General features: G+C 71.5%; 25 protein-coding genes and 1 pseudogene. 8 read left to right on the top strand and 18 right to left on the bottom strand.

Annotated features, from left to right (window positions below; translation table 11 throughout):
* Positions 1 to 142 precede the first annotated feature (142 nt).
* Positions 143 to 2,416 (top strand): excinuclease ABC subunit UvrA, encoded by a 2,274-nt coding sequence (locus O7624_RS01090; RefSeq protein WP_282238542.1) that lies wholly within the window; start codon positions 143 to 145, stop codon positions 2,414 to 2,416.
* Between the two features lie 125 nt (positions 2,417 to 2,541).
* Here O7624_RS01090 and O7624_RS01095 read toward each other — a convergent pair whose 3' ends face one another.
* A complete protein-coding gene (locus O7624_RS01095) occupies positions 2,542 to 2,964 on the bottom strand; it encodes a protein-tyrosine phosphatase family protein (RefSeq protein WP_282238543.1) in 423 nt (140 codons plus the stop codon).
* 84 nt (positions 2,965 to 3,048) lie between these two features.
* Positions 3,049 to 3,849: a DedA family protein gene (locus tag O7624_RS01100; protein WP_282240506.1), complete on the bottom strand. Its 801-nt coding sequence runs from the start codon at positions 3,847 to 3,849 to the stop codon at positions 3,049 to 3,051.
* A 155-nt stretch (positions 3,850 to 4,004) separates the two neighbouring features.
* Between O7624_RS01100 and O7624_RS01105 the strand changes: the two are divergent.
* Positions 4,005 to 4,699 (top strand): annotated as a pseudogene (locus O7624_RS01105) (carbon-nitrogen hydrolase family protein).
* 39 nt (positions 4,700 to 4,738) lie between these two features.
* Here O7624_RS01105 and O7624_RS01110 read toward each other — a convergent pair.
* The 5 genes from O7624_RS01110 to O7624_RS01130 form a co-directional block, all read right to left on the bottom strand.
* Positions 4,739 to 6,253 (bottom strand): serine/threonine-protein kinase, encoded by a 1,515-nt coding sequence (locus O7624_RS01110; protein WP_282238544.1) that lies wholly within the window; start codon positions 6,251 to 6,253, stop codon positions 4,739 to 4,741.
* 60 nt (positions 6,254 to 6,313) lie between these two features.
* Positions 6,314 to 6,520 (bottom strand): hypothetical protein, encoded by a 207-nt coding sequence (locus O7624_RS01115; RefSeq protein ID WP_093402301.1) that lies wholly within the window; start codon positions 6,518 to 6,520, stop codon positions 6,314 to 6,316.
* A 2-nt stretch (positions 6,521 to 6,522) separates the two neighbouring features.
* On the bottom strand, positions 6,523 to 7,578 hold the full coding sequence (locus O7624_RS01120) for a LacI family DNA-binding transcriptional regulator (protein ID WP_282238545.1): 1,056 nt from the start codon (positions 7,576 to 7,578) through the stop codon (positions 6,523 to 6,525).
* Between the two features lie 192 nt (positions 7,579 to 7,770).
* Entirely contained in the window at positions 7,771 to 8,658 is an 888-nt protein-coding gene (locus tag O7624_RS01125) for a helix-turn-helix transcriptional regulator (protein WP_093402300.1), read from the bottom strand.
* A 132-nt stretch (positions 8,659 to 8,790) separates the two neighbouring features.
* The gene (locus O7624_RS01130; RefSeq protein ID WP_093402299.1) at positions 8,791 to 9,030 is read right to left on the bottom strand and encodes a DUF397 domain-containing protein; all 240 of its coding nucleotides are present in this window, start codon (positions 9,028 to 9,030) and stop codon (positions 8,791 to 8,793) included.
* A gap of 255 nt (positions 9,031 to 9,285) precedes the next feature.
* Between O7624_RS01130 and O7624_RS01135 the strand changes: the two genes are divergently transcribed.
* Together O7624_RS01135 and O7624_RS01140 are read left to right on the top strand one after the other, a co-directional pair.
* Positions 9,286 to 9,933, top strand: coding sequence for a GGDEF domain-containing protein (locus tag O7624_RS01135; RefSeq protein WP_093402472.1), 648 nt, complete (start codon positions 9,286 to 9,288; stop codon positions 9,931 to 9,933).
* Positions 9,934 to 10,023: 90 nt separating this feature from the next.
* Positions 10,024 to 10,674 carry an NAD(P)H-dependent oxidoreductase gene (locus O7624_RS01140; protein WP_282238546.1) on the top strand — a complete coding sequence of 217 codons (651 nt, stop codon included), beginning with the start codon at positions 10,024 to 10,026 and terminating at the stop codon, positions 10,672 to 10,674.
* A gap of 80 nt (positions 10,675 to 10,754) precedes the next feature.
* Here the strand turns inward: O7624_RS01140 and O7624_RS01145 are convergent, their stop codons facing one another.
* Positions 10,755 to 11,237: a type II toxin-antitoxin system PemK/MazF family toxin gene (locus O7624_RS01145; protein ID WP_093402297.1), complete on the bottom strand. Its 483-nt coding sequence runs from the start codon at positions 11,235 to 11,237 to the stop codon at positions 10,755 to 10,757.
* Positions 11,238 to 11,314: 77 nt separating this feature from the next.
* On the bottom strand, positions 11,315 to 11,671 hold the full coding sequence (locus tag O7624_RS01150; RefSeq protein WP_282238547.1) for a DUF2267 domain-containing protein: 357 nt from the start codon (positions 11,669 to 11,671) through the stop codon (positions 11,315 to 11,317).
* Between the two features lie 380 nt (positions 11,672 to 12,051).
* Between O7624_RS01150 and O7624_RS01155 the strand changes: the two genes are divergently transcribed.
* On the top strand, positions 12,052 to 12,510 hold the full coding sequence (locus tag O7624_RS01155) for a hypothetical protein (protein WP_282238548.1): 459 nt from the start codon (positions 12,052 to 12,054) through the stop codon (positions 12,508 to 12,510).
* Positions 12,511 to 12,527: 17 nt separating this feature from the next.
* On the opposite strand, the gene O7624_RS01160 is transcribed toward O7624_RS01155, so the two are convergent.
* The 8 genes from O7624_RS01160 to O7624_RS01195 form a co-directional block, all read right to left on the bottom strand.
* The gene (locus tag O7624_RS01160) at positions 12,528 to 13,073 is read right to left on the bottom strand and encodes a hypothetical protein (protein ID WP_282240507.1); all 546 of its coding nucleotides are present in this window, start codon (positions 13,071 to 13,073) and stop codon (positions 12,528 to 12,530) included.
* A gap of 2 nt (positions 13,074 to 13,075) precedes the next feature.
* Entirely contained in the window at positions 13,076 to 13,825 is a 750-nt protein-coding gene (locus O7624_RS01165) for a response regulator transcription factor (RefSeq protein ID WP_093402293.1), read from the bottom strand.
* 179 nt (positions 13,826 to 14,004) lie between these two features.
* Positions 14,005 to 14,868, bottom strand: a complete 864-nt coding sequence (pstB, locus tag O7624_RS01170) for a phosphate ABC transporter ATP-binding protein PstB (RefSeq protein ID WP_093402292.1) — start codon at positions 14,866 to 14,868, stop codon at positions 14,005 to 14,007.
* A gap of 1 nt (position 14,869) precedes the next feature.
* On the bottom strand, positions 14,870 to 15,784 hold the full coding sequence (gene pstA / locus O7624_RS01175; protein WP_282238549.1) for a phosphate ABC transporter permease PstA: 915 nt from the start codon (positions 15,782 to 15,784) through the stop codon (positions 14,870 to 14,872).
* Positions 15,781 to 16,773: a phosphate ABC transporter permease subunit PstC gene (gene pstC / locus O7624_RS01180; protein ID WP_282238550.1), complete on the bottom strand. Its 993-nt coding sequence runs from the start codon at positions 16,771 to 16,773 to the stop codon at positions 15,781 to 15,783. The genes pstA and pstC overlap by 4 nt, the downstream gene beginning before the upstream one ends.
* Before the next feature lie 85 nt (positions 16,774 to 16,858).
* Complete coding sequence (gene pstS, locus O7624_RS01185; protein WP_093402289.1) at positions 16,859 to 17,935, bottom strand: phosphate ABC transporter substrate-binding protein PstS; 1,077 nt, start codon at positions 17,933 to 17,935, stop codon at positions 16,859 to 16,861.
* Positions 17,936 to 18,149: 214 nt separating this feature from the next.
* On the bottom strand, positions 18,150 to 18,794 hold the full coding sequence (gene phoU, locus O7624_RS01190; protein WP_282240508.1) for a phosphate signaling complex protein PhoU: 645 nt from the start codon (positions 18,792 to 18,794) through the stop codon (positions 18,150 to 18,152).
* Between the two features lie 152 nt (positions 18,795 to 18,946).
* Positions 18,947 to 20,233: a hypothetical protein gene (locus O7624_RS01195; RefSeq protein WP_282238551.1), complete on the bottom strand. Its 1,287-nt coding sequence runs from the start codon at positions 20,231 to 20,233 to the stop codon at positions 18,947 to 18,949.
* Between the two features lie 179 nt (positions 20,234 to 20,412).
* Here O7624_RS01195 and O7624_RS01200 point away from each other — a divergent pair, with 179 nt between their 5' ends.
* The 3 genes from O7624_RS01200 (at position 20,413) to O7624_RS01210 (ending at position 24,600) form a co-directional block, all read left to right on the top strand.
* Entirely contained in the window at positions 20,413 to 21,015 is a 603-nt protein-coding gene (locus tag O7624_RS01200) for a class I SAM-dependent methyltransferase (RefSeq protein ID WP_093402286.1), read from the top strand.
* 97 nt (positions 21,016 to 21,112) lie between these two features.
* On the top strand, positions 21,113 to 22,861 hold the full coding sequence (locus O7624_RS01205; RefSeq protein WP_282238552.1) for an ABC transporter ATP-binding protein: 1,749 nt from the start codon (positions 21,113 to 21,115) through the stop codon (positions 22,859 to 22,861).
* Complete coding sequence (locus tag O7624_RS01210) at positions 22,858 to 24,600, top strand: ABC transporter ATP-binding protein (protein ID WP_282238553.1); 1,743 nt, start codon at positions 22,858 to 22,860, stop codon at positions 24,598 to 24,600. The genes O7624_RS01205 and O7624_RS01210 overlap by 4 nt, the downstream gene beginning before the upstream one ends.
* A 216-nt stretch (positions 24,601 to 24,816) precedes the next feature.
* Here the strand turns inward: O7624_RS01210 and O7624_RS01215 are convergent, their stop codons facing one another.
* On the bottom strand, positions 24,817 to 25,005 hold the full coding sequence (locus O7624_RS01215) for a hypothetical protein (RefSeq protein WP_170863330.1): 189 nt from the start codon (positions 25,003 to 25,005) through the stop codon (positions 24,817 to 24,819).
* Positions 25,006 to 25,179 lie beyond the last annotated feature (174 nt).

Consider the following 25,179-nt stretch of genomic DNA (forward strand, 5'->3'; position numbering starts at 1 on the left):
TCGCCATCTACCGGACCTTGCACACGCTCGATACGTCGCAAAAGCCTCTACGAGCACATCAATGCGACAATTGAATCTGGCCAGGCCAATCGGAAGCCAGTTCCCGGGCGGTAGTCCGTCCACGATCTCGCGAAGGGTTCGCATGCAGCAGCCAGCACGGTCCGCCGCGGACAGCCACGACATGATCGAGGTACGCGGGGCGCGGGAGAACAACCTCGATGACGTCTCGGTCGACATCCCCAAGCGCCGACTGACCGTCTTCACCGGCGTCTCCGGCTCCGGCAAGTCATCGCTGGTCTTCGGCACCATCGCCGCCGAGTCCCAGCGGCTGATCAACGAGACCTACAGCGCCTTCCTCCAGTCGTTCATGCCCAGCCTCTCCCGGCCCGACGTGGACTCGCTGCGCAATCTCACCCCGGCCATCGTGGTCGACCAGGAGCGGATGGGCGCCAACTCACGCTCCACGGTCGGCACCGCCACCGACGCGTACGCCATGCTGCGCATCGTGTTCAGCCGGCTGGGTGAGCCACAGGTCGGCGGTGCCGGCGCCTTCAGCTTCAACCTGGCCGAGGGCATGTGCCCCACCTGCGAGGGCCTGGGCCGGGTCTCCGATCTCGACGTCAACGAACTGGTCGACGTGGAGAAGTCGCTGAACGACGGCGCGATCACCGTGCCGAACTTCGCCGTCGACACGTGGTACTGGCAGACGATCGTCGGCTCCGGCCTGTTCGACCCGGACGTCAAGCTCCAGGACTTCACGCCGCAGCAGTGGGAGGACTTCCTGCACAAGCCCGCCACGAAGATCAAGGTAGGTGGCACGAACCTGACCTACGAGGGTCTGGTCGTCAAGGTGCGTCGGCTCTACCTCGCCAAGGACCGGGAGTCCATGCAGCCGCACATCCGGGCCTTCATCGACCGGGCGGTCACCTTCACCACCTGCGCCGACTGTGGCGGCGCCCGACTCAACCCGGCGGCGCTGTCGTCCCGCATCGCCGGCCGCAACATCGCCGAGTGCGCCGCCATGCAGATCAGCGACCTGGCCGAGTTCATCCGGGGGATCGACGACGCGTCGGTCGCCCCGTTGACCGTCAACCTTCGGGAACTGCTGGACTCGCTTGTCGAGATCGGTCTCGGGTACCTCAGCCTCGACCGGGAGTCGGCCACCCTCTCCGGTGGTGAGGCGCAGCGGGTCAAGATGGTCCGGCACCTCGGCTCCAGCCTTTCCGACATCACGTACGTCTTCGACGAACCCACCGTCGGCCTGCATCCGCACGACATCGCCCGGATGAACGACCTGCTGCTGCGGCTGCGGGACAAGGGCAACACGGTGCTCGTGGTCGAGCACAAACCGGAGACCATCGCGGTGGCCGACCACGTGGTCGATCTCGGTCCCGGTGCCGGCACCGCCGGTGGCGGCATCTGCTACACCGGTGACGTGGCCGGCCTGCGCCGCTCCGACACCCTCACCGGCCGGCACCTGGACCACCGGGTACGGCTACGGGAACCGGTCCGTACGCCTCGGGGCCACCTCGCGATCCGGCACGCCGACCTGCACAACCTGCGCGACGTCAGCGTGGACATCCCGCTCGGCGTGCTGACCGTGGTGACCGGGGTGGCCGGCTCGGGCAAGAGTTCCCTGGTGCACGGCTCACTGCCCGGCCGCGACGGTGTGGTGGTCGTCGACCAGGCCCCGATCCGTGGCTCCCGGCGCAGCAACCCGGCCACCTACACCGGCCTGCTCGACCCGGTACGTACCGCCTTCGCCAAGGCCAACGGGGTCAAGGCCGCCCTGTTCAGTGCCAACTCCGAGGGTGCCTGCCCCACCTGCAAGGGCATCGGGCTGGTCTACACCGACCTGGCGATGATGGCCGGCGTCGCCTCCGTCTGCGAGCAGTGCGAGGGTCGCCGGTTCACCGACGAGGTGCTCACCTACCGGCTGCGCGGACGCAACATCAGCGAGGTGCTCGGCATGTCGGTGGCCGAGGCCCGGGACTTCTTTCCCAGCGGCCCGGCCCGGGTCATCCTGGACCGGATGGCCGACGTCGGGCTGAGCTACCTCACCCTCGGCCAGCCGCTCACCACGCTCTCCGGCGGCGAGCGGCAACGGCTCAAGCTCGCCATCCACATGGCCGACAGGGCCGGCACCTACGTGCTCGACGAGCCGACCACGGGACTGCACCTGGCCGACGTCGACCAGTTGCTCGCGTTGCTCGACCGGCTCGTCGACGCCGGCAACACGGTAATCGTCATCGAGCACCACCAGGCGGTGATGGCCCACGCGGACTGGCTGATCGACCTCGGCCCGGGCGCCGGTCACGAAGGCGGCCGGATCGTGTTCACCGGCACCCCGGCCGACCTGGTGGCGCACGGCAACACGCTCACCGCCCGCCACCTGCGCGATTACGTCGCCGCCTGACCACCGCCGGAGCCGGTACGCGCCGGCCGGCTCCGGCACCCGAGGTCCGACCACGGTGCCTGCTGATCCGGGCGTCGACGCTGTGGAGGCGACGCACCGGCCACCGCCACCCGTGGTCGGTGCCGCTACGCCGCCGACAGCCGGCGCAGCCAGCGCCGCTGCCAGGGCGTCTCCACCGCGCCCGGACGGTAGGCGGCGCGCACCCAGTCGACCGCATCATCGGCGGGCAGCCCGTCGAGGACGGCCAGCGCCGCCAACGCGGTGCCGGTCCGTCCCGTGCCACCCCGGCAGGCCACCTCGACCCGCTGGCCGGCGTACCCGCGGCGCAGCGCCTCGCGGAAGGCGTCCAGGGCATCCGCCCGGTCCAGCGGGATCCAGAAATCCGGCCAGCGGAGCCGCCGGTACGCCCAGCCGGGCACCGGCCCGTCAGCGAGCAGCAGACTGAAGTCGGCCGGTGAGGCGGGGTCACCGATCCGGCGACCCCGCATCCGCACCCCGCCGGGCAGTTCCACCACACCGACCTCGTCGGCCCAGTCCGATCCGCTCATCAGCACCTCCCTCGGGACAGCCAACCCCGTCCGGAGCCCGTTCGGGGCGGACGGGACGGGGCATCTCTACCGGCCGGACAGGAATCAGTGCCGGGGTTCCTGGTCGGTCGGTTGGTGGCCGTCCGACCAGACGCTGCGGTAGATGGTGCCCCGCCCGTCGGGATCCGGCACCCCGGCGGGCGTCGCGTCGGTCAGGCCGGCGCCGCTGTCGTTGGACCGCAGGCCGCCGGCTCGGCGGGAGCGGCGCAGACGGGTGACGACGAACCAGACGACACCCAGCGCCGTGGCGACGATGACCACGTTCTGCAGGATGCCGGCGTACCCCTCGACCAGGTGCCAGTTGTCACCGAGCAGGAAGCCGGCCATCACGAAGGTGGTGTTCCAGATCAGACTGCCCAACGTGGTGTAGACCGCGAAGGTGAGCAGCGGCATGCGTTCCACCCCGGCCGGGATGGAGATCATGCTCCGGAAGATCGGAATCATCCGTCCGAAGAAGACGGCCTTGACGCCGTGCCGCAGGAACCACTCCTCGGTCCGGTCGATGTCGCTGAGCTTCACCAGCGGCAGCTTCGCCGCGATGGCCCGCGTCCGCTCCCGGCCCAGCGCGGCGCCGACCCAGTAGAGCGCGAGGGCGCCGAGCAGCGAACCGAGTGTCGTCCAGAAGATGGCCCCGATGACGCTCATCCGCCCCTGCGCCGCGACGAACCCGGCGAGCGGCAGGATCACCTCGCTGGGAATCGGGGGGAACAGGTTCTCCAGCGCCACGGCCAGCCCCGCACCTGGGCCGCCGAGCCGCTCCACCAGGTCGGTGACGAAACCGACCAGGCCGTCCTCGGGTGGTGCGGACTGGCCGACGACCGAGGGCGAAGCGTACCGGACATGCATCATGTCCCACACGCTACGAACCTCAGCTGAGAGTCGCCGCACCGGCATCGCCTTTCCTGCGTGCGCCTGGCCGACGACGACAACGCCGCCGGCCGAAGCGCCAGGGCGCGCCGCAGCCCCGCCAGCCGTATTGCCGGTCGCTCTAAACTGCGCAGGTGCCGCGCCCCTCGCTGACCATCGCCGTCGCCCAGCCCCGATGCGTGTCGTACGACATCGACACGAACGTGGCGGCGCACGCGGCGATGGTCGGTGCTGCCGCGGCCCGGGTGGTGGTCTTCCCGGAGTTGTCGCTGACCGGTTACGAACTCGACGCCGCGCCGGTCGACCCGTCGGACCCCGGCTCGCGCCGCTGGTCGCCGCGTGCGCGGCCACCGGGGCGCTCGCGCTGGTCGGCGCACCGGTGGCCGGAGAGCACATCGCCACCCTCGCCGTGGACGGCGGCGGGACACGGGTGGCGTACCGCAAGATGTGGCTCGGGGAGGTCGAGGCCCGCCGGTTCCGCCCCGGACCGGCGCCGGTCGTGCTGGACGTCGACGGCTGGCGAATCGGCCTGGCGATCTGCAAGGACACCGGAATCGCGGAACACGCGGCGCGCACCTGCGCTGCCGGCGTCGACGTGTACGCGGCCTCGATCGTCGACGCCGCAGCCGAGGCGCACGTGCCGGACCAGCGGGCATCGCGGATCTGCGCCACCCACCGGGTCGTGGTCGCGGTCGCCGGCTTCGCCGGCGCCACCGGTGGCGGCTACGTCGAGACGGCCGGACGGTCGGCGATCTGGGCGCCGAACGGTTCGCTCCTCGCCCGCGCCGGGACCGCTCCGGGCGATTTCGTGCGGACGACCCTGGCCTGATCCTGGCTCAGCGGCGGTGCCGGTCGACGCCGGACAGGGTCACTCCTCCGGCAGGTTGGCCTCGAGCCGCTCCAGCACGTCGTCGACCTGGTCGGCGAAGTCAGCGGGGAGTCGACCGCGGTCCACCTCGTCGTCCAGACGCTCCCGCAGCTTCTCCAGTCGCTTCTCCTGCTCCTTCGGCCTGCCCCCGGCCAGTTCGGTCAGCTCCTCACGTAGCCGGTCCGCGGCCTTACGGTCGATCTCTCCGGTGAGCTGTGCCTCGGTGAGCAACGCGATGAGTTCGACCGCGGCCCGTCCCAGGCTCACCGGCTCCGGCCGGGCGGCCGGCGAGCTGGCGGCGGGTCGTGGTGAGGCAGGCGCGGAGGTCGGCGGGGCGGCTGGCGGCGTGGTGGGGCTGGCCGTCGACTGCCCGTCACTCCGGTCGCCGAGGACGAGCGCCGCGCCCAGGCCCAGCAGCAGGACCAGCGCGAATGTGACAAGCGCGCCTGCCGGCGGGCCGCTGTGCCCCCGCCGGCCCGGCGGCCGTCCGGGTGCCGGCCGGGGTCGGCCACGGCCGGACAGTGCTCCGCGCGTCGTGGATCGTGGTGCGACGCCGGACACGGTCTCGGGGCGGGTGGTCGGCTCGATCAGGGTCGGTGGATGGTGAGGCACCGGCCGGGTCTGCGGCGTCTGCTGCCCGCCAGCGCCCGGTGTGTCGACCGTGGCCGCCGCCAATCCGGTGGCGGCGGCGCGGAACCGGGTGGCCAGTCGGCCGGCCGTGGGGCGTCGTTCCGGATCGGGATCGAGGCAGGCCAGCACCAGCTCGGCGAGATCAGCCGGCAGGCCCGGCACCCGCGGGGGTGCGACAGCCGGGCGGTTGGCGTGCACCCTGACCGCATCGGGCCAGCTGCGCACGGGCAGCGGAACATCGCCGGTGAGGGTGCGGTACAGCAGCGCCCCGAGGGCGTACACGTCGCTGGCCGGATGGGGCGGGTCGGCGCTCAACCGTTCCGGCGCGAGGTACGCGGGCGTACCCATCAGGGCGCCACCCGCCGGGCGGGCGCCGGGCGACGGCGCACCGGCGAGCGCGGCGATACCGAAGTCGAGCACCTTGGCACCGTTGTCGGTGAGCATGACGTTGCCCGGCTTGATGTCGCGGTGCACCACGCCCAGGCGGTGCGCAGCGGCCAGGGCGGCGGCCACCTCCGCAGCCATCCGCAGGGCCGGCCGCCAGGGCAGCGGCCCGTCGGCCAGCCGGTCGGCGAGATTCCGTCCGTCGACCAACTCCATCACCAGGTAGGGCACCACGTTGCCGTCGGCCAGAGCCGCCTCGCCGTAGTCGTACACCTGGGTGACGTGCGGGTGGGCCAGGCGTGCCGCGGCACGGGCCTCCCGCCGGAGGGTGGCCCGCAGGTCCGGGTCCACGGCGAACGTGCCGGCAAGGACCTTCACCGCGACCGACCGGCCCAGGACCTCGTCGTCGGCGCGCCACACCTCGGACATTCCGCCGAGGCCGATGCGATCGTGCAGCACGTAGCGGTCGTGCAACCGCAGGCTGGGGGTGAACGGCGACATGGGCCTCCAGTCTGCCTGCTGCACCACCCGGCGCACCACCCGCTCGGATGGCGGACCGGCCTAGGTGCGGCAGGCGGGTGGGGCGGGCACGGGACGCGGCTGGATGTGGTCGGCGAGTCGGCGCAGCGCCCCGGCGGCGAGCCGGCGGGTGACCACCAGCCGCGCCGGCCGGGGTACGTCGGGTCGGACCGGTGCGTCCGGCCGGGCGGACATGACATGACGGGTGACGGCGTCGACGGCCATGACGAAGCCGGTGGGCTGTTCCATGGTCAACTCCTCGGGGCGGGTCCGGAGCTGCTCCGGACGACGAGCGTGGTGGGCAGCAGGATCTGGCCCGCAGCGGCGTCAGCGGGCGGGTCGAGCAGCAGCGTGGCGGCGCTTCGACCCTTCGCCTCGCCGGGCTGGCGGACGGTGGTCAGGCCGGCCGGGGCGGCCTCGGCGATGTCGTCGAAGCCGGTCACGGAGACGCGCCGCCCCCGCTCACCGTCGGCGCGCAGGACGTCGAGCGCACCGAGGGCGAGCACGTCGGAGCAGGCCAGCACCGCGGTGGGCGGTTCGGGCAGGTGCGCCAACGCCCTGGCGGCGGCGGCACCCGCGGCGCGGGTGTTGTCCGTCGCGGAGAGCACGGTCAGGTCGGGCCAGGCGACGCCGACCGCCGCGAACGCCTCGGCGAAGCCCGCCAGCCGGTCCCGGGTGGTGGGGTGCGGCACGTCGGCCACGTCGGCAACCCGCAGCGGCCCGACCGGTGCGCCGGGCAGGACGTCGTCGCCGAGCAGGGCGACCCGGCGGTGACCGAGCGCGGTCAGGTGTGCCGCGGCGGACCGGGCGGCGGACCGCTCATCGATGCCGACCCAGAGGTCTCCGGCGCGGGGCCGCGAGGAGGTGGTGACGAAGGGCAGCCCACGGCCGCGAATCGTGTCGAGGATGCTCTCCTCGTCACCGGCGCAGTAGACGCAGAACCCGTCGACGGCGGCGTTCTCCACCGCCGTACGCGCGCCGGCCGCGTCGTCGGGCAGCGGTATCAGCAGCAGGTTGCTGTCGTGGCGTTCGGCCGCCTCGGCGACGCCGGTCAGGAACCGGACGGCGAAGGGGTCGGTGAACGCGTACGACAGCCGGGAGGTGAACAGCACCCCGATGGCACCGACGAATCCCCGCCGCAACGATCGCGCGGTCGGGTCGGGCCCCGGGTAACCCATCTGCCGCGCGGTCTCCAGGATGCGCTGGCGCAACTGCGGTGAGAGCTGATCCGGGCGGCCGTAGGCGTTGGAGACGGTGCTGCGCGAGACACCGACAGCCTCGGCCACGGCCCGCAATGTCGGCTTCATCAGCACTCCCCGTTCTGGATCGATCCAGCAACTGAATCGATCCAGACCATAACCCCCGCACCCCCACACCCGTCAACCCCATCCCCGCCCTCGACGTGTTGATCACGAAATTCCCGTCCGGGCAAGCGCTTGCCAGCAGCGGTAGCCCCATGATCAGCGCGGAGGGGCGTGGGAAGGGTGAAGGTGTGGTGGTCAGCTGGGGTCGAGGTCGGCGATCATTCGTTCGAGGATCTCCGGCGTACGCTCCGGCGGCTCGGCCTCGACGCAGAGGCGTTCCATGGCGACCGCGTAGAAGTCGAGGTCTTCGCGCTTGTCCAGGTAGATGGCGCTGGTCAGCTGCTCGATGTAAACGATGTCAGGCAGGTCCTGATCACCGAAGCGCAGGATCGTGAAGGCTCCCCCGGCGGCGGCATGCCCACCGGCGGCGAACGGGATCACCTGAAGCCGCACGTTCGGCGTACGCGTCGCCTTGAGCAGCGCCTCCAGTTGACCGCGCATCACCTGGGGGCCACCGATCGGCCGGCGCAGCGCCGCCTCGTCGACGACCGCCCACAGGCGCGGTGGGCGCGGCCGGGACAGTAGTTCCTGTCGGCGCATCCGCAGATCCACCCGACGGTCGATCTCGTCGGGACCGGCCGTGCTGTGGCCGAGCAGCACCACGGCTCGGGCGTACTCCGGAGTCTGCAACAGACCCGGGACGAACTGGACCTCGTAGCTACGGATGAGGGCGGCCGCCGCCTCCAGGCCGAGGTACGACTGGAACCACGACGGCAGGACGTCGCCGTACCGGTGCCACCAGCCTGGATTGTTCGCGTCCCGGGCCAGTTTGAGCAACGCGGCTCGCTCCTGCTCGGCGGTGACGCCGTAGAGCGTGAGCAGATCGGCCACGTCGCGCTCCTTGAAGCCGACCCGACCCAGCTCCATCCGGCTGATCTTCGACTCGGAGGATCGAATCTCCCAGCCGGCGTTCTCCCGGGTGACGCCCCGCGACTCCCGCAGCCGTCGCAGTTGAGCACCCAGCAGCATCCGCAGCACGGTCGGGCCGGCCGCCGGACCCTCCTCGGCGGAAACCATGGTCACCTACCGTCCTCCGCATGCCGTCAGCGGCCGAACCGGTGGACCGACTCGACCGACGTGTAAGCATGCCATGAACCGTCAGTAAGGTGAACCGCCCATCCCGTGCGAGACGAATCCCGTCGATGGGATGCGGGGTCAGCCGATCAGGTGATCGAAGTCACCGTCCCGGGCACCGAGCACGAACGCGGCGATCTCGTCCACCGTGTAGATCAGCGCGGGTCCGTCCGGGTGCCGGGAGTTACGCAGGGCGATGCCCGCCCCACCGGGCAGCTCCGCCAGCTCGACACAGTTCCCACTGGGATTGCTGCGCCGACTCTTCTGCCAGGCAAGGGGAGGCAAGTGGTTGACGGAAACACCGTTGGGCGGCTGCTGCATGAGGGGCTTCTGTTCTCTCCGATTGGCGCCGGTGCCGTGGGAGGAGCGGTAGCGGCTTGACGGGCGGTGTCGGCTCGTTATGCACGTGCATCTGCTATTGCATCTGCAATGGACACCGGGGATGATAACGCACGTGCGTGATGCCTACCTGCTCACGTTCTGTCCCGCGAACCTGACAACCATCAGGGGAAACGAGGTGTCTGGCAGCGTCGGCCGATCGGTGCCCGACGTGTGTCGCGGAGAAGGGAGATGGTGGTGCCGGATCCGCTGACCGTCGCGTCCGGCATCTGCGCCGCAGGAGCGTTGCTCTCCTCCTGGCAACTGGGACGCCGGGCCGTGCGGGCGGAGGCGGAGATCGGGCGTCTTCAGGCGGAACTCACCGCCGAGCGGCACGCCGCCAGCCACGACCCGCTTACCGGTCTACCGAACCGGCGGGCCTTCTACCGGCTCGCCGCGACGCTGCTCACCGACCGCTCCGGCTGCCACCTGATCGCCGTGGTCCTCGACATCGACGACTTCAAGCAGATCAACGACCGGTACGGACACGCCGCAGGCGATCAGGTGCTGGTGAGCGTCGCCGAACGACTGGCCACCTTCGCCGGTGACAACCTGGTGGCCCGCCTCGGCGGTGACGAGTTCGCCGGGCTGCTGACCAGCCCGACCCTCGACCGACGGTGGATCGACCACGCGACCCGGCGGCTGTACGACATGCTGGCCGCCCCGATCCCGATGGGCGCCGTCACCCTCCGGGTGACCGCCTCGGTCGGTCTGGCACCCGTGCAGGACAGCCAGCTCACCGAGGCGCTCAACCGCGCCGACGCCGCGATGTACGAGGCCAAGGCGCTCGGCAGTGGCCGAACGGGCCGGGCTCTGCACGACACCGCGTACCTCGCCGAGTGCTGACGCCACCCCGGTTGCGGCCCCGGCCCGGGCGTCACCGGTCCAAAGGTGGGTACTCCGCCGGGATCAGGCTCGTACGGCGGAGGGAAGGTCATGGCGGACATCCGGGCGTTGATCCTCAACTGCACCCTCAAACGCTCCCCTGCCCGGTCCAGCTCCGAGGTGCTGGGCCGGGAGGTGCTCGACGCTCTCGGCGAGCAGGGGGTCACCGGCGAACTGATCCGGGTGGTGGACCACGACGTTCGCTTCGGTGTCTCCACCGACGAGGGGAATGGCGACGCCTGGCCGCAGATCCGCGCGAAGCTGATGGCCGCACAGATCCTCGTGATCGCCACGCCGATCTGGCTCGGCCAGCCGTCAAGCGTGTGCAAGATGGTCCTGGAGCGGCTCGACGCCGAGCTCAGCGAGACCGACGACCAGGGCCGGCTGCTCACCTACGGCAAGGTCGGCGGGGTGGCGGTGGTCGGCAACGAGGACGGCGCGCACCACACGATCGGGCAGGTGCAGCAGGCGCTCAACGAGGTCGGCTTCACCTGCCCGGCGGCCGGCGCGACGTACTGGGTCGGCGAGGCACTGCACAAGACCGACTACATCGACGCGCGCCCCAAGCCCGACACCACCGGTCGGACGACGAAGGCGCTGGCGCTCAACAGCGCTCACCTGGCGCGGCTGCTCGCCGAACAGCCGTACCCGCCGCCGGACGCCCGCGACGCCGCGGTCGACCCGGCCCAGCAGTCCGGCTGAGGCCAGCGGTCCCACGGCGCACGTCACCGGCGCCGCAGCGCACGCCACCGGCTCCGTGCGGAACCGCCGGGACCGGTCGGTCAGCGCCAGCCGTACCCGGCGCGCAGGGCCTGACCCACCCGGTCGAACCGGGCCCGGTCCAGGACCGCGCCTTCCCGCCGGATGCTGTCCTCCCGCATGGTCAGTACCCGGTCCAGGCGCACCCAGCTCGGCCGCCGGTCACGGTCCCAGTCGCCCGGCCCCAGGGCCAGCCAGTGCCGGTCGCCGTGGCGGTCCTGCTGGCTGGAGAGCATCAGCCCGAACAGCGTCCGGCTGTGCCGGCCCACCACCAGCACCGGCCGGTCCTTGCCCTGGCGAGGGTCGTCCTCGTAGGACACCCAGGTCCAGACGATCTCCCCCGGGTCGGCCTGGCCGTCGGGCTCCGGGGCGTACGACAACTCGCGGCGCTGCAACGCGCTGACCTGACGCCGTCGCGCGAGCCGCGCCGGGGACGGACCGGCCGCGCGCGGCCTCGGGATGACCGCGCCGACACGGGACGCCATGCTCCTGAACAGACCTGCCACGGCGGCAGCCTATCCGCTGCCACCGGTCCCCCGGCCGGCAGGGAGCGCGCCACGAGCCGCCGGGTGCCGGCCGCGCCTCACCCGACGATCGGGTCAGTGCCACCGCCGGCCGCGTGCAGTCGCGCCACCATCTCCTGGAACTCGCCGACGGTCACCGTCTCGCGCAGGGTGGCGAACACGGCCGCGGCCCCGGCGGCCGCCGTACCCTCGTCGACTCCGGCCCGCTCACCGACCCGGCGGAGGAAGTCCGCCGGCTCGCCCGGCGACACCGCGTTGGTCAGCTCGACCGGCAGGTACCCGGTCGGGTCGGTCGGCGGCGAGCCGGTCATCCGCTCCACGACGGTCTGTAGCACCGCGCGCGCGACGCTGGCCGCGGGTTCGGACGCCAGCCCGGATCGACGGGACACCGCGGCGACGAACAGCGGAAACCGCACGGCGCCCTCCTGTCGTCAGCGCCGCGCTGGTTACCCCCGCCGACACCTGACAAACGCCTGCCCCGGGTGCTCGGGGTGGTCCCGTGCGGTGACCGGGCGGGCCCGCCAGGAACCGACCAGGTGCGAGGCCGGCGGGACGAGCGCCGCCCGGAGGTCCCTCGGCCGCCGGGTACGGCTCGCACGCACACGTCGCGCCCCCGTTCGCCACCACGTGTGCCTGCCCGAAAGACCATGCTGGCAACCCGCCGGGCCGGAGCTGTCCGGCCGCTGGGGTTGCCAGGCGAATGCCATCGTACGCGTACAGTTAGGAGTCCTGTCAATGCTGGATGCCATGTCCAGCCCTCGTGTAAATATGGTGTTCCGCCGTGCGAGGAGCCTCCATGCCTGAGGAGCCGCACCACCCCGGCGAAACCTTCGCCGAGCGTCTCGACTGGCTGTTCCGAACCACCTCGGACCCGACCGGCAAGCCGTACAGCGTCCGCCATGTCGCCGCCGAGTTGACCCGGCGCGGCTGCCGCATCTCCCACACCCATCTCAACAACCTGCGCCAGGGACGAGCACCGGACCCACGGCGATCCGTGGTGGAGGCGATAGCCGCCTTCTTCGATCGTCCGCCCTCGTTCTTCACTGGTCGGCCGATCGATCGGGAGCTACCCGACGACGACCTCGTCCAGCTGCTTGCCGACCCGTACCTCCGGCAGGTGGCCCGGCGGCTGGTCGACGCCCGCCTGTCGCCGGAGGGACACGCCGTCGTGGTGGCGGTGATCGAGCAGGTCCGCCGGCTGGAGGCCGCGGCCGGAAACCGATGCGCCGCGGCCACCCACGTCGCCGGGAGGTGAATCACGCCGCCGGCTGGTCACAGGTCCGGCTGCGCGCCGACTTTCCCGGCTGTCTCGGGGCCGCGATGCTGTGCCTCGCGCCAACGTGCGGCGCGGACCCGGTCCATCGTGTAGCACAGCTCTCGAGGGGACTCCGGCCGCCCGGGCATTCGGTCGAACGGGAACCCCCGACCGGCGTAGTTGTAGTGGGCCTTGAGCAGCCGGGTCAACCCCGCCATCGCACCGATGATTTTCTTGCGGGGCCGTCCCGTGGCCTCGGCCAGGTCCGCCACCGTGAACAGCCGCTCCGGATCGGCGGCGAGCGCGTCGAGCACGGCGGCGACAGTCCGATGGGTGGCGCTGCGCCCCTGGCTGAGCCGACGCAGATCCTCGACCGTCCAGTCCGACTCCGCCGGGTGGGGCGTCGGGTCGGCCCGCCGACGGGGCACCGGCCCCACCCGGTGCCGGGCGTCGAGGTCGGCCAGCAGCCGGGCCACGTGCGGGACGTACGCCAGCGGGACCGCCACCAGCACCATCCCCTCCGTCGGTGTCCCCGACGGCGGGTACGACGGCAGCGTCGGCATGTTCACGACGTCGTCGGCGTTGCCGTGGCCTGGGCGGGCACGAAACGGTAGCCCAGGCCGCGTACGGTCACGATCATCGGCGCCTGGTCGCCGTCCAGCGCCAGTCGCCGACGCAGCCGTTTGATGTGCACGGTCAGGGTGTTCGACGTGTCGTCGGAGATGCCACCCCAGACGGCGGCGAGCAGTTGTTCGCGGGTGACCGTCCGCTCCGCGTGCGTCATGAAGAAGTAGAGCAGCCGGAACTCCTTCAAGGGCAGGGCCACCGTCCGGCCGTCCAGACTCACCTCGAACGTCGCCGGGTCCACCCGCAACCCGCCCAGTTCGATGGGTGGATCGAGGGCGCCGGAGGTCTCCGGGCGGATGGCCCGCAGGAGCGGCAGTACCTCCTCGGGCCGGTAGGGACGCCGGACGCAGGCCGTGGCACCGGCCTTGAGCGCGGCGGCGGCCACCCCACCGTCCTCGTCGCCGACCCCGACCACCGTGGGGATGCCGGCCCGACTGGCGAGCAGCCGCACCAACTCGGTGCAGCTCATCGTGGACAGACCGGCGGCGACCACGGCCGCGTCCGGTTGCAGTGCCCCGGCGGCCAGCAGCGCCTCGGCGGCGTGCGCGAAGTGGTGGCCGCGTACCCGGTGGTCGGCCAGCTGGGCGACCAACGCGGCACCGACGCTCTCGTCGTCGTCCACCACGAGCAGCACGAAACGCCCGTCGGATCGATGGTCACCCCTGGTGGCCTCGACGAGATTGTTCATCGCACACCGGCTCCGGTTCAGTTCAGGCCCGCCGCGACACCCTCGGTCGCGCAGGGCGATCCCCCGCACTACAGGTCGGCGACGGTCGGCCGGACGCGGCTGGGCTCACGACGAGCCAGCCACTCCCGGTGGGTCACCCTTGCCCAACGGCGACCCACCGCCGACCGTCGCGTTCGGCCTCAGCCGAAGCGACCGGTGATGTAGTCCTCCGTACGCTTGTCGGCGGGATTGGTGAACAACTTGCCGGTCTGGCTGAATTCGACGAGCCGCCCGTGCCGCTCCTGCGCCTCGTCCACCTCGGCGGTGAAAAACGCGGTGTAGTGGCTGACCCGGGCCGCCTGCTGCATGTTGTGGGTGACGATGACGATGGTGTAGTCGTTCGTCAGCTCGAAGATCAGATCCTCGATCTTCGCCGTGGCGATCGGGTCGAGGGCCGAGCAGGGCTCGTCCATCAGGATCACCTCGGGCTTGACGGCGATCGTCCGGGCGATGCAGAGCCGCTGCTGCTGGCCGCCGGAGAGCGCCAGAGCGCTCTTGCGCAGCTTGTCCTTGACCTCGTCCCAGAGCGCGGCCTTGGTCAGGGCCTCCTCGACGTGGTCGTCGAGGCGACCCTTGATGCCGTTGATCCGCAACCCGTACGCCACGTTGTCGTAGATGGACTTGGGAAACGGGTTGGGCTTCTGGAACACCATGCCGATGCGGCGGCGCACCTGGATCGGGTCGACGTCCTTGGCGTACAGGTCCTGGCCGTGGAAGAGGACGTCGCCGCTGACCCGGGCACCCGGGATCGGGTCGTTCATCCGGTTGAGCGCCCGCAGCACCGTCGACTTGCCGCAGCCGGAGGGCCCGATCATCGCGGTGACCTGGTTCTGCTGGATCGGCATCGTGGTGCCGCGGACCGCCTCGTAGCTGCCGTAGTAGACGCTGACGTCGCGCAGCTGCATCACTGACGCGTTGGCGGAGTCCGCGCCGGAGACGGTGGTGCCGGGAGCGTGCACCGCCACGGACGGGCGGGTGGTGAGGTTGGTGTCGTTGCTGGCCATGTCAGCGCTCCTTGATGGCGAACCGGCTGGAGATGAATCGGGCGATGATCGTGAAGCCGAGCACGATCACGATGAGCGTCAGCGCCGCACCCCAGGCCCGGTCCTGTGCGGCCGGGAAGGGCTGGCTGGCATTACGGAAGATCTGCGCCGGCAACGCCGTGTTGGAACCGTCGAAGAGGTTCCAGTTGGGCGAGAAGACGATGCCGGTGACGATGATGATCGGGGCGGTCTCACCGGCCGCACGGGCCACGGCCAGCAGCGAGCCGCTGGTGATCCCCGAGATCGCCGCCGGCAGCACCACGGTCAGGGTGGTCTTCCACTTGCGGGCGCCGAGCGCCATGCTCGCCTGCCGCAGCTCGTCGGGGACCAGCCGGAGCATCTCCTCGCTGCTGCGGATGACCACCGGCAGCATCAGACAGGCCAACGCCAGCGCGCCGGCGAAGCCGGTCTGCTCACCGACGAGCAGCACCCAGGAGATGTAGATGAACAGGCCCATCACGATCGACGGCACGCCGGTCATCACGTCGGACATCAGCCGGATGACCCGGGCCAACGGCCGCTGCTTGCCGTACTCGTTGAGGTAGATCGCGCCGAAGACGCCGAGCGGGATCGCCATCAGGGCGGCCATCCCGGTGATGAGCAACGTGCCGACGATCGCCGGGCCCATCCCACCACCTTCGCGGCGGTAGGAGTTTGGGATGTCCTCGTTCAGGAACGACAGGCTCATCACCCCACCGCCCTTGGCGATGACGGTGTAGGTCACCAGCGCCAGCGGGATGACGGCGAGCAGCACGGCGACCCAGATGGCCGCCGTGGCGAGATGGTTGGTGAACCGGCGGCGGCCGGAGAGCGCCGCCCGGGTCAGGTCGGGCCCGCCGGCGGCCGGCCGGGCGGCGGGTGGTGCGGTGAGAGTCACGCGACGCTTCCCTTCATCCGGGCCTCGGCCCGACGGACGACCACCTGGGCGAGCACGTTGATCAGCACCGTCATCGCGAACAGCACCACGCCGAGACCGATCAGCGCGGCGGTGAAGGTGCCGGTGGACTCGCCGAACTGCTGCACGATGACGGCGGCCATCGAGTTGCCGGGGGCGAACAGGTTGGCGGTGATGTTGGTGGCGCCGCCGATGACCAGCGCGACCGCGATCGTCTCGCCCATCGCCCGGCCCAGGCCGAGCATCACCGCGCCGACCACCCCGCCGAAGCTGTGTGGGAAGACCGCGCCCCGGATCATCTCCCAGCGGGTCGCGCCCAGGGCGAGGGCGGCGTCCTTGTCGGCACGCGGCACCGTGCTGAACACCTCGCGGGTGATCGAGGTGATGATCGGCGTGACCATGATCGCGAGAATCAGGCCGGCGGTCATGAAGTTGCGGCCGCTGCCCACCGGGCCGAAGAGGCGGCCGAGCAGCGGGATGCCGCCGAAGACGTCATGCATCCACTGGTAGATCGGGACCAGCGCGGGTGCCACGACCAGGATGCCCCAGAGCCCGAAGACCACCGACGGCACGGCGGCCAGCAGATCGATCACGGTCACCGCGGGGCCGCGCAGCCGGCGCGGGGCCAGCTCGGTGAGGAACAGCGCGATGCCGACCGAGACCGGCACCGCGAACAGCAGCGCGATCAGCGACGAGACCGCGGTGCCGTACGCGAACGACAGCGCGCCGAAGATGGCGTCGCCGGTGGCCGGGTTCGGGTCCCAGACCCGTTCGGTGATGAAGCGCAGGCCCATCGCGTCGAACGCGGGCCAGGCCTCCCGGACGGTGGTGATGAGGATCAGCCCGAGGATGGCCAGCACCAGCAGGCCGGTGCCGAGCGTCCACCAGGAGAAGACGCGGTCGCCGAGGGCGCTGCTGCCGCGCTGGGTCAACGTCGGCTTGGTGGCGGGGGGATTGTTCGTCAAGGTCATCTTCACTCCAGCTCAGGTACCCCGCTAGGGACGGGATCGACGTGATCCCGTCCCCAGCTGGAACGCCCTAGCGATCTTGATTTGATCAGCCCTGGATCTTCTCGACCTGGGCCAGCGCCTTCTCCTTGAGCGAGGCCGGCAGCGGTGCGAAGTCGACCTCCTCGGCCAGTTCCTGGCCGTCGTTGAGCAGGTAGGTGAGGAAGCCCTTGACCAGCGCAGCCTTGTTCGCGTCGTCGTAGGACGTCTTGACGATGATGAACGTCGGCGCGGTGATCGGATAGGCGGAGGCACCGGCGGCGTTGAGCGGGTTGTAGCTCAGGTCCTCGGCGACCTCGGCACCTTCCAGGCCGGCGGTGGTGCCCTCCAGGGACGGCTCGACGAACTGGCCGTCCTTGTTCTTGATGGCGGCGAACTTCAGGCCGGTCGCCTTGGCGTCGCTCAGGTCGACGTACCCGACGGCGCCGTTGGTCTGCTTGACGATCTGCGCGACACCGGTGTTCTTCTCGCCACCCTGGGTGCTGGCCGGCCAGGCCACCGTGTCACCGCTGCCCAGCTTCCAGGTGCCCGCCGCCGCGGCGTCGAGGTACTTGGTGAAGTTGCTGGTGGTGCCGGAACCGTCCGAACGGTGCGCGACGGTGATCGGCGTGTTGGGCAGCTCGACACCCGGGTTGTCGGCCTTGACGGCCGCGTCGTCCCAGGTCTTGATGTCGGTCTGGAAGATCTTGGCGAGCGTCTCCGGGCTGAGCTGGAGCTTGTCGACGCCCTCAAGGTTGTAGGAAACCGTGATCGGGGCCGCCACCGTCGGCACGTACATGAACGAACCGGCGGTCACGCCGTCGGTGTCCTTCACCAGGCTGTCGGTGCCGGCAAAGTCGACCAGGCCCTCACCGAACTGCTTCTTGCCGGTGCCGGATCCGGTCGCGTTGTAGGTGACCGTCACGTCGGATGCCTCGGCCTTGAAGGCCTCGACGACCTCTTGGTAGTAAGCGTCCGGGAAGCTGGCGCCCGACGCCTTCAACTCGCCGGACAGGTCGGCGTAGGCGCCGTCGCCGCCACTGCCGCCCGGCTCCGAGCTGTTGTCGTTGCTACCACAGCCGGTAAGCGCGAGCGCGGCAAGCGCGACGCCGGCAAGGACGCGCCGCGAAAGCACGTTGCGGTTCACCAGGTAAGCCTCTCTATCGGGGTGCATCAGCCCGTCCGGGCCGTACGCGAGTCAAGCTAGGAGGCCCAGGTAGCCGGACTCCCGGACCCAGGTGAACGAAAAATGAACTTGCCGGCTCGGTGATGGCCACCTGGAAGTCGGGATGTGAAGTTGCGGACGCGCCGTACCGGATGTCCGGAATCTGGGGCCCGCCGGCTGCCCTACGGGTGCCGCGTCAGAGCCGGATGGTGCCGGTCACCAGGTAGACGACCTGACGGGCGACGTTCACCGCCTGATCGGCGTAGCGCTCGTAGTAGCGGCCGAGCAGGGCCAGGTCGATCGCGGACTCCACCCCGTACGGCCAGCCGGAGACCAGCAGCGACAGCAGGCGTTCCTGCGCGGCGTCGACCTCGTCGTCGTCCAGCCCGAGCTGCATCGCGTCGAGCCGGTCCCGGGTGGCCAGCACGACCGCGCACTTGTCCGCCACCCGCGCCGCCGCCTCGGCCAGCGCCGTCATCACCGGCATCGCCGGCTCCGGGACCACCCCGATCGGATGCCGGCGCAACGCGACCTTCGCGACGTGCACCGCGAGGTCACCCATCCGTTCCAGGGCACCGGCCATCCGCAGCGCGCACACCACCAGGCGCAGGTCCGAGGCGACCGGCTGGTGCCGCACCAGCACCTCGGGGATCATCGCCTCCACCTCGGCCCGCCGGGCGTCCAGCACAGTGTCACCGGCGAGCACCCTCTCGGCCGCGTCCCGGTCCACCTCCAGCAGCGCGGTGCTGGCCCCCCGGATCGCCGAGCCGGCGTCCCGACTCATCAACGCCAGGACGCCGGTGAGCCGGTCGAGCTGCTCGTCGAAGCTGTCCCGGCTCATTGCGCGTCCCTCCAGTCGGGTCACCCGGTCACGGTGCCGGCCAGGACCGGCGCGGCAGCCGGCCGATCCTGGACAGCAACCTACCTGCCCCCGGGCAGCGCCACCCGCCGCGCCACCCCGGGCAGGGCACCGGCAGGGTCTCGCCGCACCGGTCAGTCGGCCAGCACGTCCAGCAGCAGGGCCGCCGTCCAGCTGAACGACGGTGAGCCCAGGCCGACACCGGTGTCCGGGTGGAAGTACTCGTGGCAACCGGCCGCCGCGACCAGGTCGATCATCGAGGAGCGCAGTCCGGCCGCCAACCGGTCGTGTCCGTGCCTCAGCAGTCCAAGCCGGATCAGCCAGGTGATGTTCATCCAGCTCGGGCCGCGCCAGTAGCGCAGCGGCTCGAAGTCGGTGGCGGTGCGGTCGTGGCTGGGCAGTGGCCGGGGCATCCGGGCGGCGAGGCCGAAGCGGGCCGAGCGTGCCTCGGCGAGCACCGCGTCGACCTGTCGCACCGGCAGGCCGGGCAGGATCAACGGGGTCAGGCCGAGCACCGTACGGGCCGGTGTCAATCGGCCGGTCCGCAGGTCACGCGGGTGGAAGGTGCCGCTGACCGGGTCATACAGCCGGGTCACCACGGCCTCGGTGATGGCGACGGCCCGCTCCCGGTGCGGGCCCGGGTCGACGCCGATCGCCTCGGCGATGCCGGCGAGCGCCACCTCCGAGGCACCCATCGCCGCGTTGAACAGCGGACACTCGACCAGGAACGGATGCCGATCGGCCAGGCCGTCGTCGCGGTAGCCGTCCGCCCGGTAGGCGGTGACCATGGTGACGTACCGCGCGTAGTCCAGGTCGGTGGGTCGGTGGGCGGGATCGGCGTGCACGGTGTCGCGCCGCCGGTACGCGCGCATCACCGCCGCCTCCGCCGGCACCGCGGACATCGGCCCGTCCCAGGCCGGGCTGTTGTCCAGTCCGGACTCCCACGGGTGCACGATGCTGACCAACCCGGCGCCACCGACATCGCGACAGGTCGCGAGGTAGCGCTGCTGCGCCACCAGGCGCGGATAGAGCCGTCGCAACGCGGCGCGGCCCGCCTCCGACGGCACGCGACGGTACGCGTGCCAGGCGGCCAACGCGTGCACGGGCGGCTGCACCAGGCCGGAGGTGGCCACCGGCGGTGTCCCCTCGACGGTGTTCGACGACCAGAACCCGGGGCCGGGAAAGTAGGCGCCGCCGGCCACCGCCGGGTTGAACACGATGTGCGGCACCCGGCCGTCGCGCCACTGGGCGCGGAACAGGCTGTCCAGCTCCGACCAGGTGCGGTCGGGGCGGATATGCGCCCAGCCGATCGCGATGAAGGCCGAGTCCCAACTCCACTGGTGCGGGTACAGGGTGCGCGACGGCACCGTGTGTCCGCCCGCCCAATTTCCGTCGAGGGTGGCGCGGGCCACCCCCCACATTCGGCCATGCTCACCGGCAGCGTCAGTGCCCAGAGCCGGGCCCGGCCCGGCCGGCGGAACAGTTCGGTTCACCATGAGTCACGACATGGTAGCGCGCGAGTTGGGCTCCGGACACCTGCCGTTGGTCCTGTTCCGGCGGTCGGACGGCTGCCCCGAGCCGGTCCGGATACGGTGCAGACATGACCAACAGGACCCGATGGGCCACCGACACCGGTCCCGAGCACTCGCAGTGGTACGTCAACCGGTTCCGGCAGTTGGCGGCCGAAGGGGCGGATCTGGCGGGTGAGGCCCGACTGCTCGACACGCTGGTGCCGCCGGCCTCCCGGATCCTCGACGCCGGCTGCGGCACCGGTCGGGTCGGCGCCGAGTTGGCGGCGCGTGGTCACACGGTGGTCGGGGTGGACGCGGACCCGGTGCTGATCGACGCGGCCCGGGCCGACCACCCCGCGCCCCGTTGGCTCGTCGCCGATCTGGCCGAGTTGGACCTCGCGGCGGCCGGCGAGAGCGAGCCGTTCGACGCGGCGGTCCTCGCCGGCAACGTGATGGCCTTCGTCGCCGCCGGCACCGAACGCCAGGTGCTCAGCCGGGTCGCCGCGCACCTGCGCCCGGACGGCGTGGTCGCGGTCGGATTCGGCACCGACCGGGGGTATCCGCTCACCGACTTCGACGCCGACGCGATCGGCGCCGGACTGCGCCTGGAACACCGCTTCGCCACCTGGGACCTGCGCCCGTGGCGCGACGACGCGGACTTCGCCGTCACCATCCTGCGCCGCCCCACCTGATCGCCGCTCCCCCGCCGTCCGCCATCCGCCGCGTCGACGCCCGAACCGGCTGATATTGACGTGGAAGCGTCACCGCGCCTCACCGTAGCCTGAACCGATGCCCCCACAGCTCCCGCACGCCGAGCCGGGCACGCCGGACACGAGGGGGCCACTGAGGTACATCTGGTGGCTGGTCCGCTGCCAGCCGTGGCGGGTGCTACGCGGCGGTCTCATCGGCACGGCCTGGATGCTCGGGTTGTCGGCCCGGCCGTACCTCGTCGCCCGCGCCATCGACGACGGACTGCGCGCCGCGGATCACCGGGCGCTGCTGTGGTGGGTGGCCGCGATCGTCGTCGCCGGGATGGCCTTGGCCTACCTGGGCATCATGCGGCACCGCACGATGACGTTCGTCCGGGAGGATGCGTCGGCCCGGTCCGCCGCGGTCTTGTTGCGTCACCTGTCCCGGATCGGTGCCGTGCTGCCCCGCAGACTCGCCGCCGGGGAGGTCGCCACCGTGGGCGGTGCCGACATCATCCACACCTCGGCGGTGCTGACCATGACCGGGCCGGGCGTCGGGGCCGTCCTCGCGTACGTCTTCGTCGCCTTTCTCCTGTGGTCGGTGTCCCCGTTGCTTGCAGTGTTCGTGCTGCTCGGCGTGCCGGCGGTGGTACTCCTCGTCGGGCCGCTGCTGCGCCGCCTCGAACGGGTCGAGTCGGTCTACCGGCACCAGCAGGGTCTGCTCACCACCCGGGCCGCCGACATCGTGGCCGGGCTGCGGGTGCTCGCCGGGGTCGGTGGGCGGGGACTGTTCGCCCGCCGGTACACGGCCCGCTCGCAGCGGCTGCTAGCGGAGGGGTACCGGGTCGGTGCCGTGAACAGCTGGATCGAGGCGCTGACGATCGCCATCCCGGGGCTGTTCCTGGCCGCCGTGGTGTGGCTGGCGGCGCGGATGGCCTCGGCCGGTGACATCACCATCGGGCAGATGGTGGCCGTGTACGGGTACGTGGCGGTGCTCATCGTGCCGGTGTGGTTCCTGCTCGAAGGCGGCCACCAGCTGATCCGGGGGCGGGTCGCCGCCCGCCGGATCGTCGCGCTGCTCAACCTGAGGCCGGACGTGGCCGGCCCGCCGTCGCCAGTCGGTGGGCCGCCTCGACGCGCCCCGGACCGGCCCGCCGACCTGCACGATCCCGACACCGGGCTGACCGTACCCGCCGGGCGGCTGCTTGCCGTCGCCGCCGACGACCCGGCCGAGTCCATCGCCTTGGCCGACCGCCTCGGGCGGTTCGTCGCCAGCGAGGTGACCTGGGGTGGCGTACCGCTGACCAGCATCGCGCTGGACGAGGTGCGGGCCCGGATCCTCGTCGCCGACCACGACTCCTACCTCTTTGCCGGGACACTGCGCGAGATCCTGCACGTCCGGGCCGACCTCGACGACACCGACCTGCGGACGGCCCTTCGCACGGCGTCGGCGGAGGATGTGGTCGACGCCCATCCGGAGGGGCTCGCGATGCCGATCGGTACGCGGGCCCGAACCCTCTCCGGCGGCCAGCGACAACGCGTACGCCTGGCCCGCGCTCTGCTCGCCGAGCCGGACGTGCTGATCCTCGTCGACCCGACCTCGGCGGTGGACGCGCACACCGAGGCGCGCATCGCGCAGCGACTCCACGCGGCGCGGGCCGAACGTACGACAGTCGTGCTGACCACCTCACCGCTGCTGCTCGGTCATGCCGACCTGGTCGCCCACCTGCGCCACGGCCGGATCACCGCTGCCGGCAGCCACGTCGAACTGCTCGAACAGGAACCGAGCTACCGCGCCCTGGTGTCCCGGGACAACGAGGTCGCCGACGCTGACGGGTCGCTGCGGTGAGCGGACTGCCCGTCGCGGACCGGCAGGTCGTCCGCCGTGCGGCGCTGGGCCTCGTCGCCGTGGACCGCCGCGCCGTCGCCGTGATGCTGGTGCTGCACGGCGCCGCAGCGGTCGCCGGGCTCGCCACGCCGTGGCTGGTGGGCAGGATCGTGGACGAGGTCGCGGCCGGTGCCGGCGTCGCCGCCGTGGACCGCCTGGCGCTCGCGATCGGCGGCTGCGTGTTGGCTCACGGGCTGCTCACCCGGTACGCCCAGTACACCGGTCACCGGTTCGGCGAGCGTGCCGTCGCCCGGCTGCGCGAGGGGTTCGTCGCCCGTACGCTCGACCTGCCCATCGCCGTGGTCGAGCGCGCCGGCACCGGCGAACTGGCCACCCGCAGCTCGGTGGACGTGACGACGGTCGGGAGCACCGTCCGGGACGTGGTGCCCGTCATGGTCATCGCCTCGACCCAGCTGACGCTGCTCTTCGGTGCGATCTTCCTGCTGCATCCGCTGCTCGGTCTGGTCGCCCTGAGCGGGCTTCCGTCGATCGTCGCGGTCACCCGCTGGTACCTGCGTCGCGCCAGGCCGGCGTACCTTGCCGAAGGGGCCGCGACCGCCGAGCTGACCGAGGCGTTGACCACGACCGCGGAGGGCGCCCGCACCGTCGAGGCGCTCCGCCTCGGCGCCGACCGCACCGCGTACGGCCGGCAGCGCATCGGCCGGGTGTGGGCCACCCGCCGGGCGACCCTGGCGCTGCGGTCGGTCTTCTTCCCGGTGGTGGAGGCGAGCTACGCGCTCCCGATCGCGGTGGTGCTGCTGTTCGGCGGTCTACTGCTGGACCGTGGCATGGTGAGCCTCGGCGAGGTGGTGGCGGCGGCGCTCTACCTTCAGCAGGCGATCGAGCCACTGGACCGGCTGCTGCAGTGGATGGAACAGGCCCAACGCGGTCTCGCCTCGTTCGCCCGCGTACTCGGTGTCGGCCAGCAGGCCGAACCCGCCGCCGCCCCGCGACCACGCGTCCCGGCGCCCGCCCGTTCCGGGCGGCTCGTCGTGCGCGGCGCCCGCTTCTCGTACGCCGACGGTCCCGACGTGCTGCACGGGATCGATCTGGTGGTGCACCCTGGCGAACGTCTCGCCATCGTCGGCCCTTCGGGGGCGGGAAAGTCCACCCTCGCCCGGCTGCTCGCCGGAATCGACGTGCCGCGCGAGGGGATGGTGAGCCTCGACGGCGTCGCGGTCACCGACCTCGACCCGGCCGAGCGGCGCCGCCGGATCGCCCTGGTCACCCAGGAGCACCACGTCTTCATCGGTACGCTGCGCGACAATCTCGCCTTCGCCGCACCGGACGCGTCCGACGAACAGATGCGCGCCGCACTTGTCGCGGTGAGCGCCGACTGGTACGCCGACCTGCCCAACGGGCTCGACACGCAGCTCGGCGACGGTGCCCGTGAACTCGGTGCCGCCGACGCCCAACAGCTGGCGCTGGCCCGGCTGGTGCTCGCCGACCCGCACACCCTGATCCTCGACGAGGCGACGGCCGCGCTCGACCCGACGACCGCGCGGCGCACCGAACGGGCCCTCGCCGCCGTAGTCAACGGGCGTACCGTCATCGCCATCGCGCACCGGCTCAACACCGCGCACGACGCCGACCGGGTGGCGGTGCTGGAGGACGGCCGGATCACCGAACTCGGCAGCCACCACGAACTCGTCCGCGCCGGTGGCGCCTACGCCGCCCTCTGGCGCTCCTGGCACGGCTGAAACCGTCTTGCACGGCCGCCTCGTCACCCTCGATCAGGCTCGACGCCGAGCAACGCCGCAGGCTGTTTCGATATTCTTCTAGGTTGACATATCTCTAATCAAGGGGCAGTCTCTGCTTCGAAGGTTGTCGAGACAGAGCCGCGGTGCAGGGACATGCGTACGCCGCATCCTGATCATCCTGCGGCCATCGAGAGGAGTTCGGATGAGCAACAACACTCAAGCTGTCGGATCCACCGACCACCCAGCCACCGCTTCCGGTTCCTGCTGCGGCAGCCCCGCCCGGCCGGCGGACACGACCCTCCCGCTCACCGGCGAGACGCCGACCACCAGTCCCTGCTGCGGCTCGACGGCGGCCGCCCAGGCTGCCGGTTCCTGCTGCGATGCCAGCGCCAAGGCCGCCGCCATCAGCGCAGGACAGGGATGTTGCGGATGACACGGGTCGGGTCCGAGGATCCGTTCGGACAGGTCCGCCCGGGCGGTGCGGCGACCCCGGTCTCGTCCATCGCCGGCGACGGTCGCCCGGGACGACCAGCCGCAGCCACCGTCTTCAGGCACGACGCCCAGGTGACGTCCCTGGTC

This window comes from Verrucosispora sp. WMMD1129 (genome assembly GCF_029581255.1).
GTDB classification, from domain to species: domain Bacteria; phylum Actinomycetota; class Actinomycetes; order Mycobacteriales; family Micromonosporaceae; genus Micromonospora; species Micromonospora sediminimaris.

Coding starts and splice junctions, on each gene's coding strand:
- phoU (WP_282240508.1), bottom strand. CDS start 18,794: ATGAGCCGGGACAGCTTCGACGAGCAGCTCGACCGGCTCACCGGCGTC.
- O7624_RS01165 (WP_093402293.1), bottom strand. CDS start 13,825: ATGAACAATCTCGTCGAGGCCACCAGGGGTGACCATCGATCCGACGGG.
- O7624_RS01195 (WP_282238551.1), bottom strand. CDS start 20,233: ATGTGGGGGGTGGCCCGCGCCACCCTCGACGGAAATTGGGCGGGCGGA.
- O7624_RS01140 (WP_282238546.1), top strand. CDS start 10,024: ATGGCGGACATCCGGGCGTTGATCCTCAACTGCACCCTCAAACGCTCC.
- O7624_RS01115 (WP_093402301.1), bottom strand. CDS start 6,520: ATGGAACAGCCCACCGGCTTCGTCATGGCCGTCGACGCCGTCACCCGT.
- O7624_RS01130 (WP_093402299.1), bottom strand. CDS start 9,030: ATGCAGCAGCCGCCCAACGGTGTTTCCGTCAACCACTTGCCTCCCCTT.
- O7624_RS01100 (WP_282240506.1), bottom strand. CDS start 3,849: ATGCATGTCCGGTACGCTTCGCCCTCGGTCGTCGGCCAGTCCGCACCA.
- O7624_RS01110 (WP_282238544.1), bottom strand. CDS start 6,253: ATGTCGCCGTTCACCCCCAGCCTGCGGTTGCACGACCGCTACGTGCTG.
- pstC (WP_282238550.1), bottom strand. CDS start 16,773: ATGACCTTGACGAACAATCCCCCCGCCACCAAGCCGACGTTGACCCAG.
- O7624_RS01215 (WP_170863330.1), bottom strand. CDS start 25,005: ATGGCGGCGGCCTTGGCGCTGGCATCGCAGCAGGAACCGGCAGCCTGG.
- O7624_RS01200 (WP_093402286.1), top strand. CDS start 20,413: ATGACCAACAGGACCCGATGGGCCACCGACACCGGTCCCGAGCACTCG.
- O7624_RS01160 (WP_282240507.1), bottom strand. CDS start 13,073: ATGCCGACGCTGCCGTCGTACCCGCCGTCGGGGACACCGACGGAGGGG.
- O7624_RS01090 (WP_282238542.1), top strand. CDS start 143: ATGCAGCAGCCAGCACGGTCCGCCGCGGACAGCCACGACATGATCGAG.
- O7624_RS01120 (WP_282238545.1), bottom strand. CDS start 7,578: ATGAAGCCGACATTGCGGGCCGTGGCCGAGGCTGTCGGTGTCTCGCGC.
- O7624_RS01095 (WP_282238543.1), bottom strand. CDS start 2,964: ATGAGCGGATCGGACTGGGCCGACGAGGTCGGTGTGGTGGAACTGCCC.
- O7624_RS01205 (WP_282238552.1), top strand. CDS start 21,113: ATGCCCCCACAGCTCCCGCACGCCGAGCCGGGCACGCCGGACACGAGG.
- O7624_RS01155 (WP_282238548.1), top strand. CDS start 12,052: ATGCCTGAGGAGCCGCACCACCCCGGCGAAACCTTCGCCGAGCGTCTC.
- pstB (WP_093402292.1), bottom strand. CDS start 14,868: ATGGCCAGCAACGACACCAACCTCACCACCCGCCCGTCCGTGGCGGTG.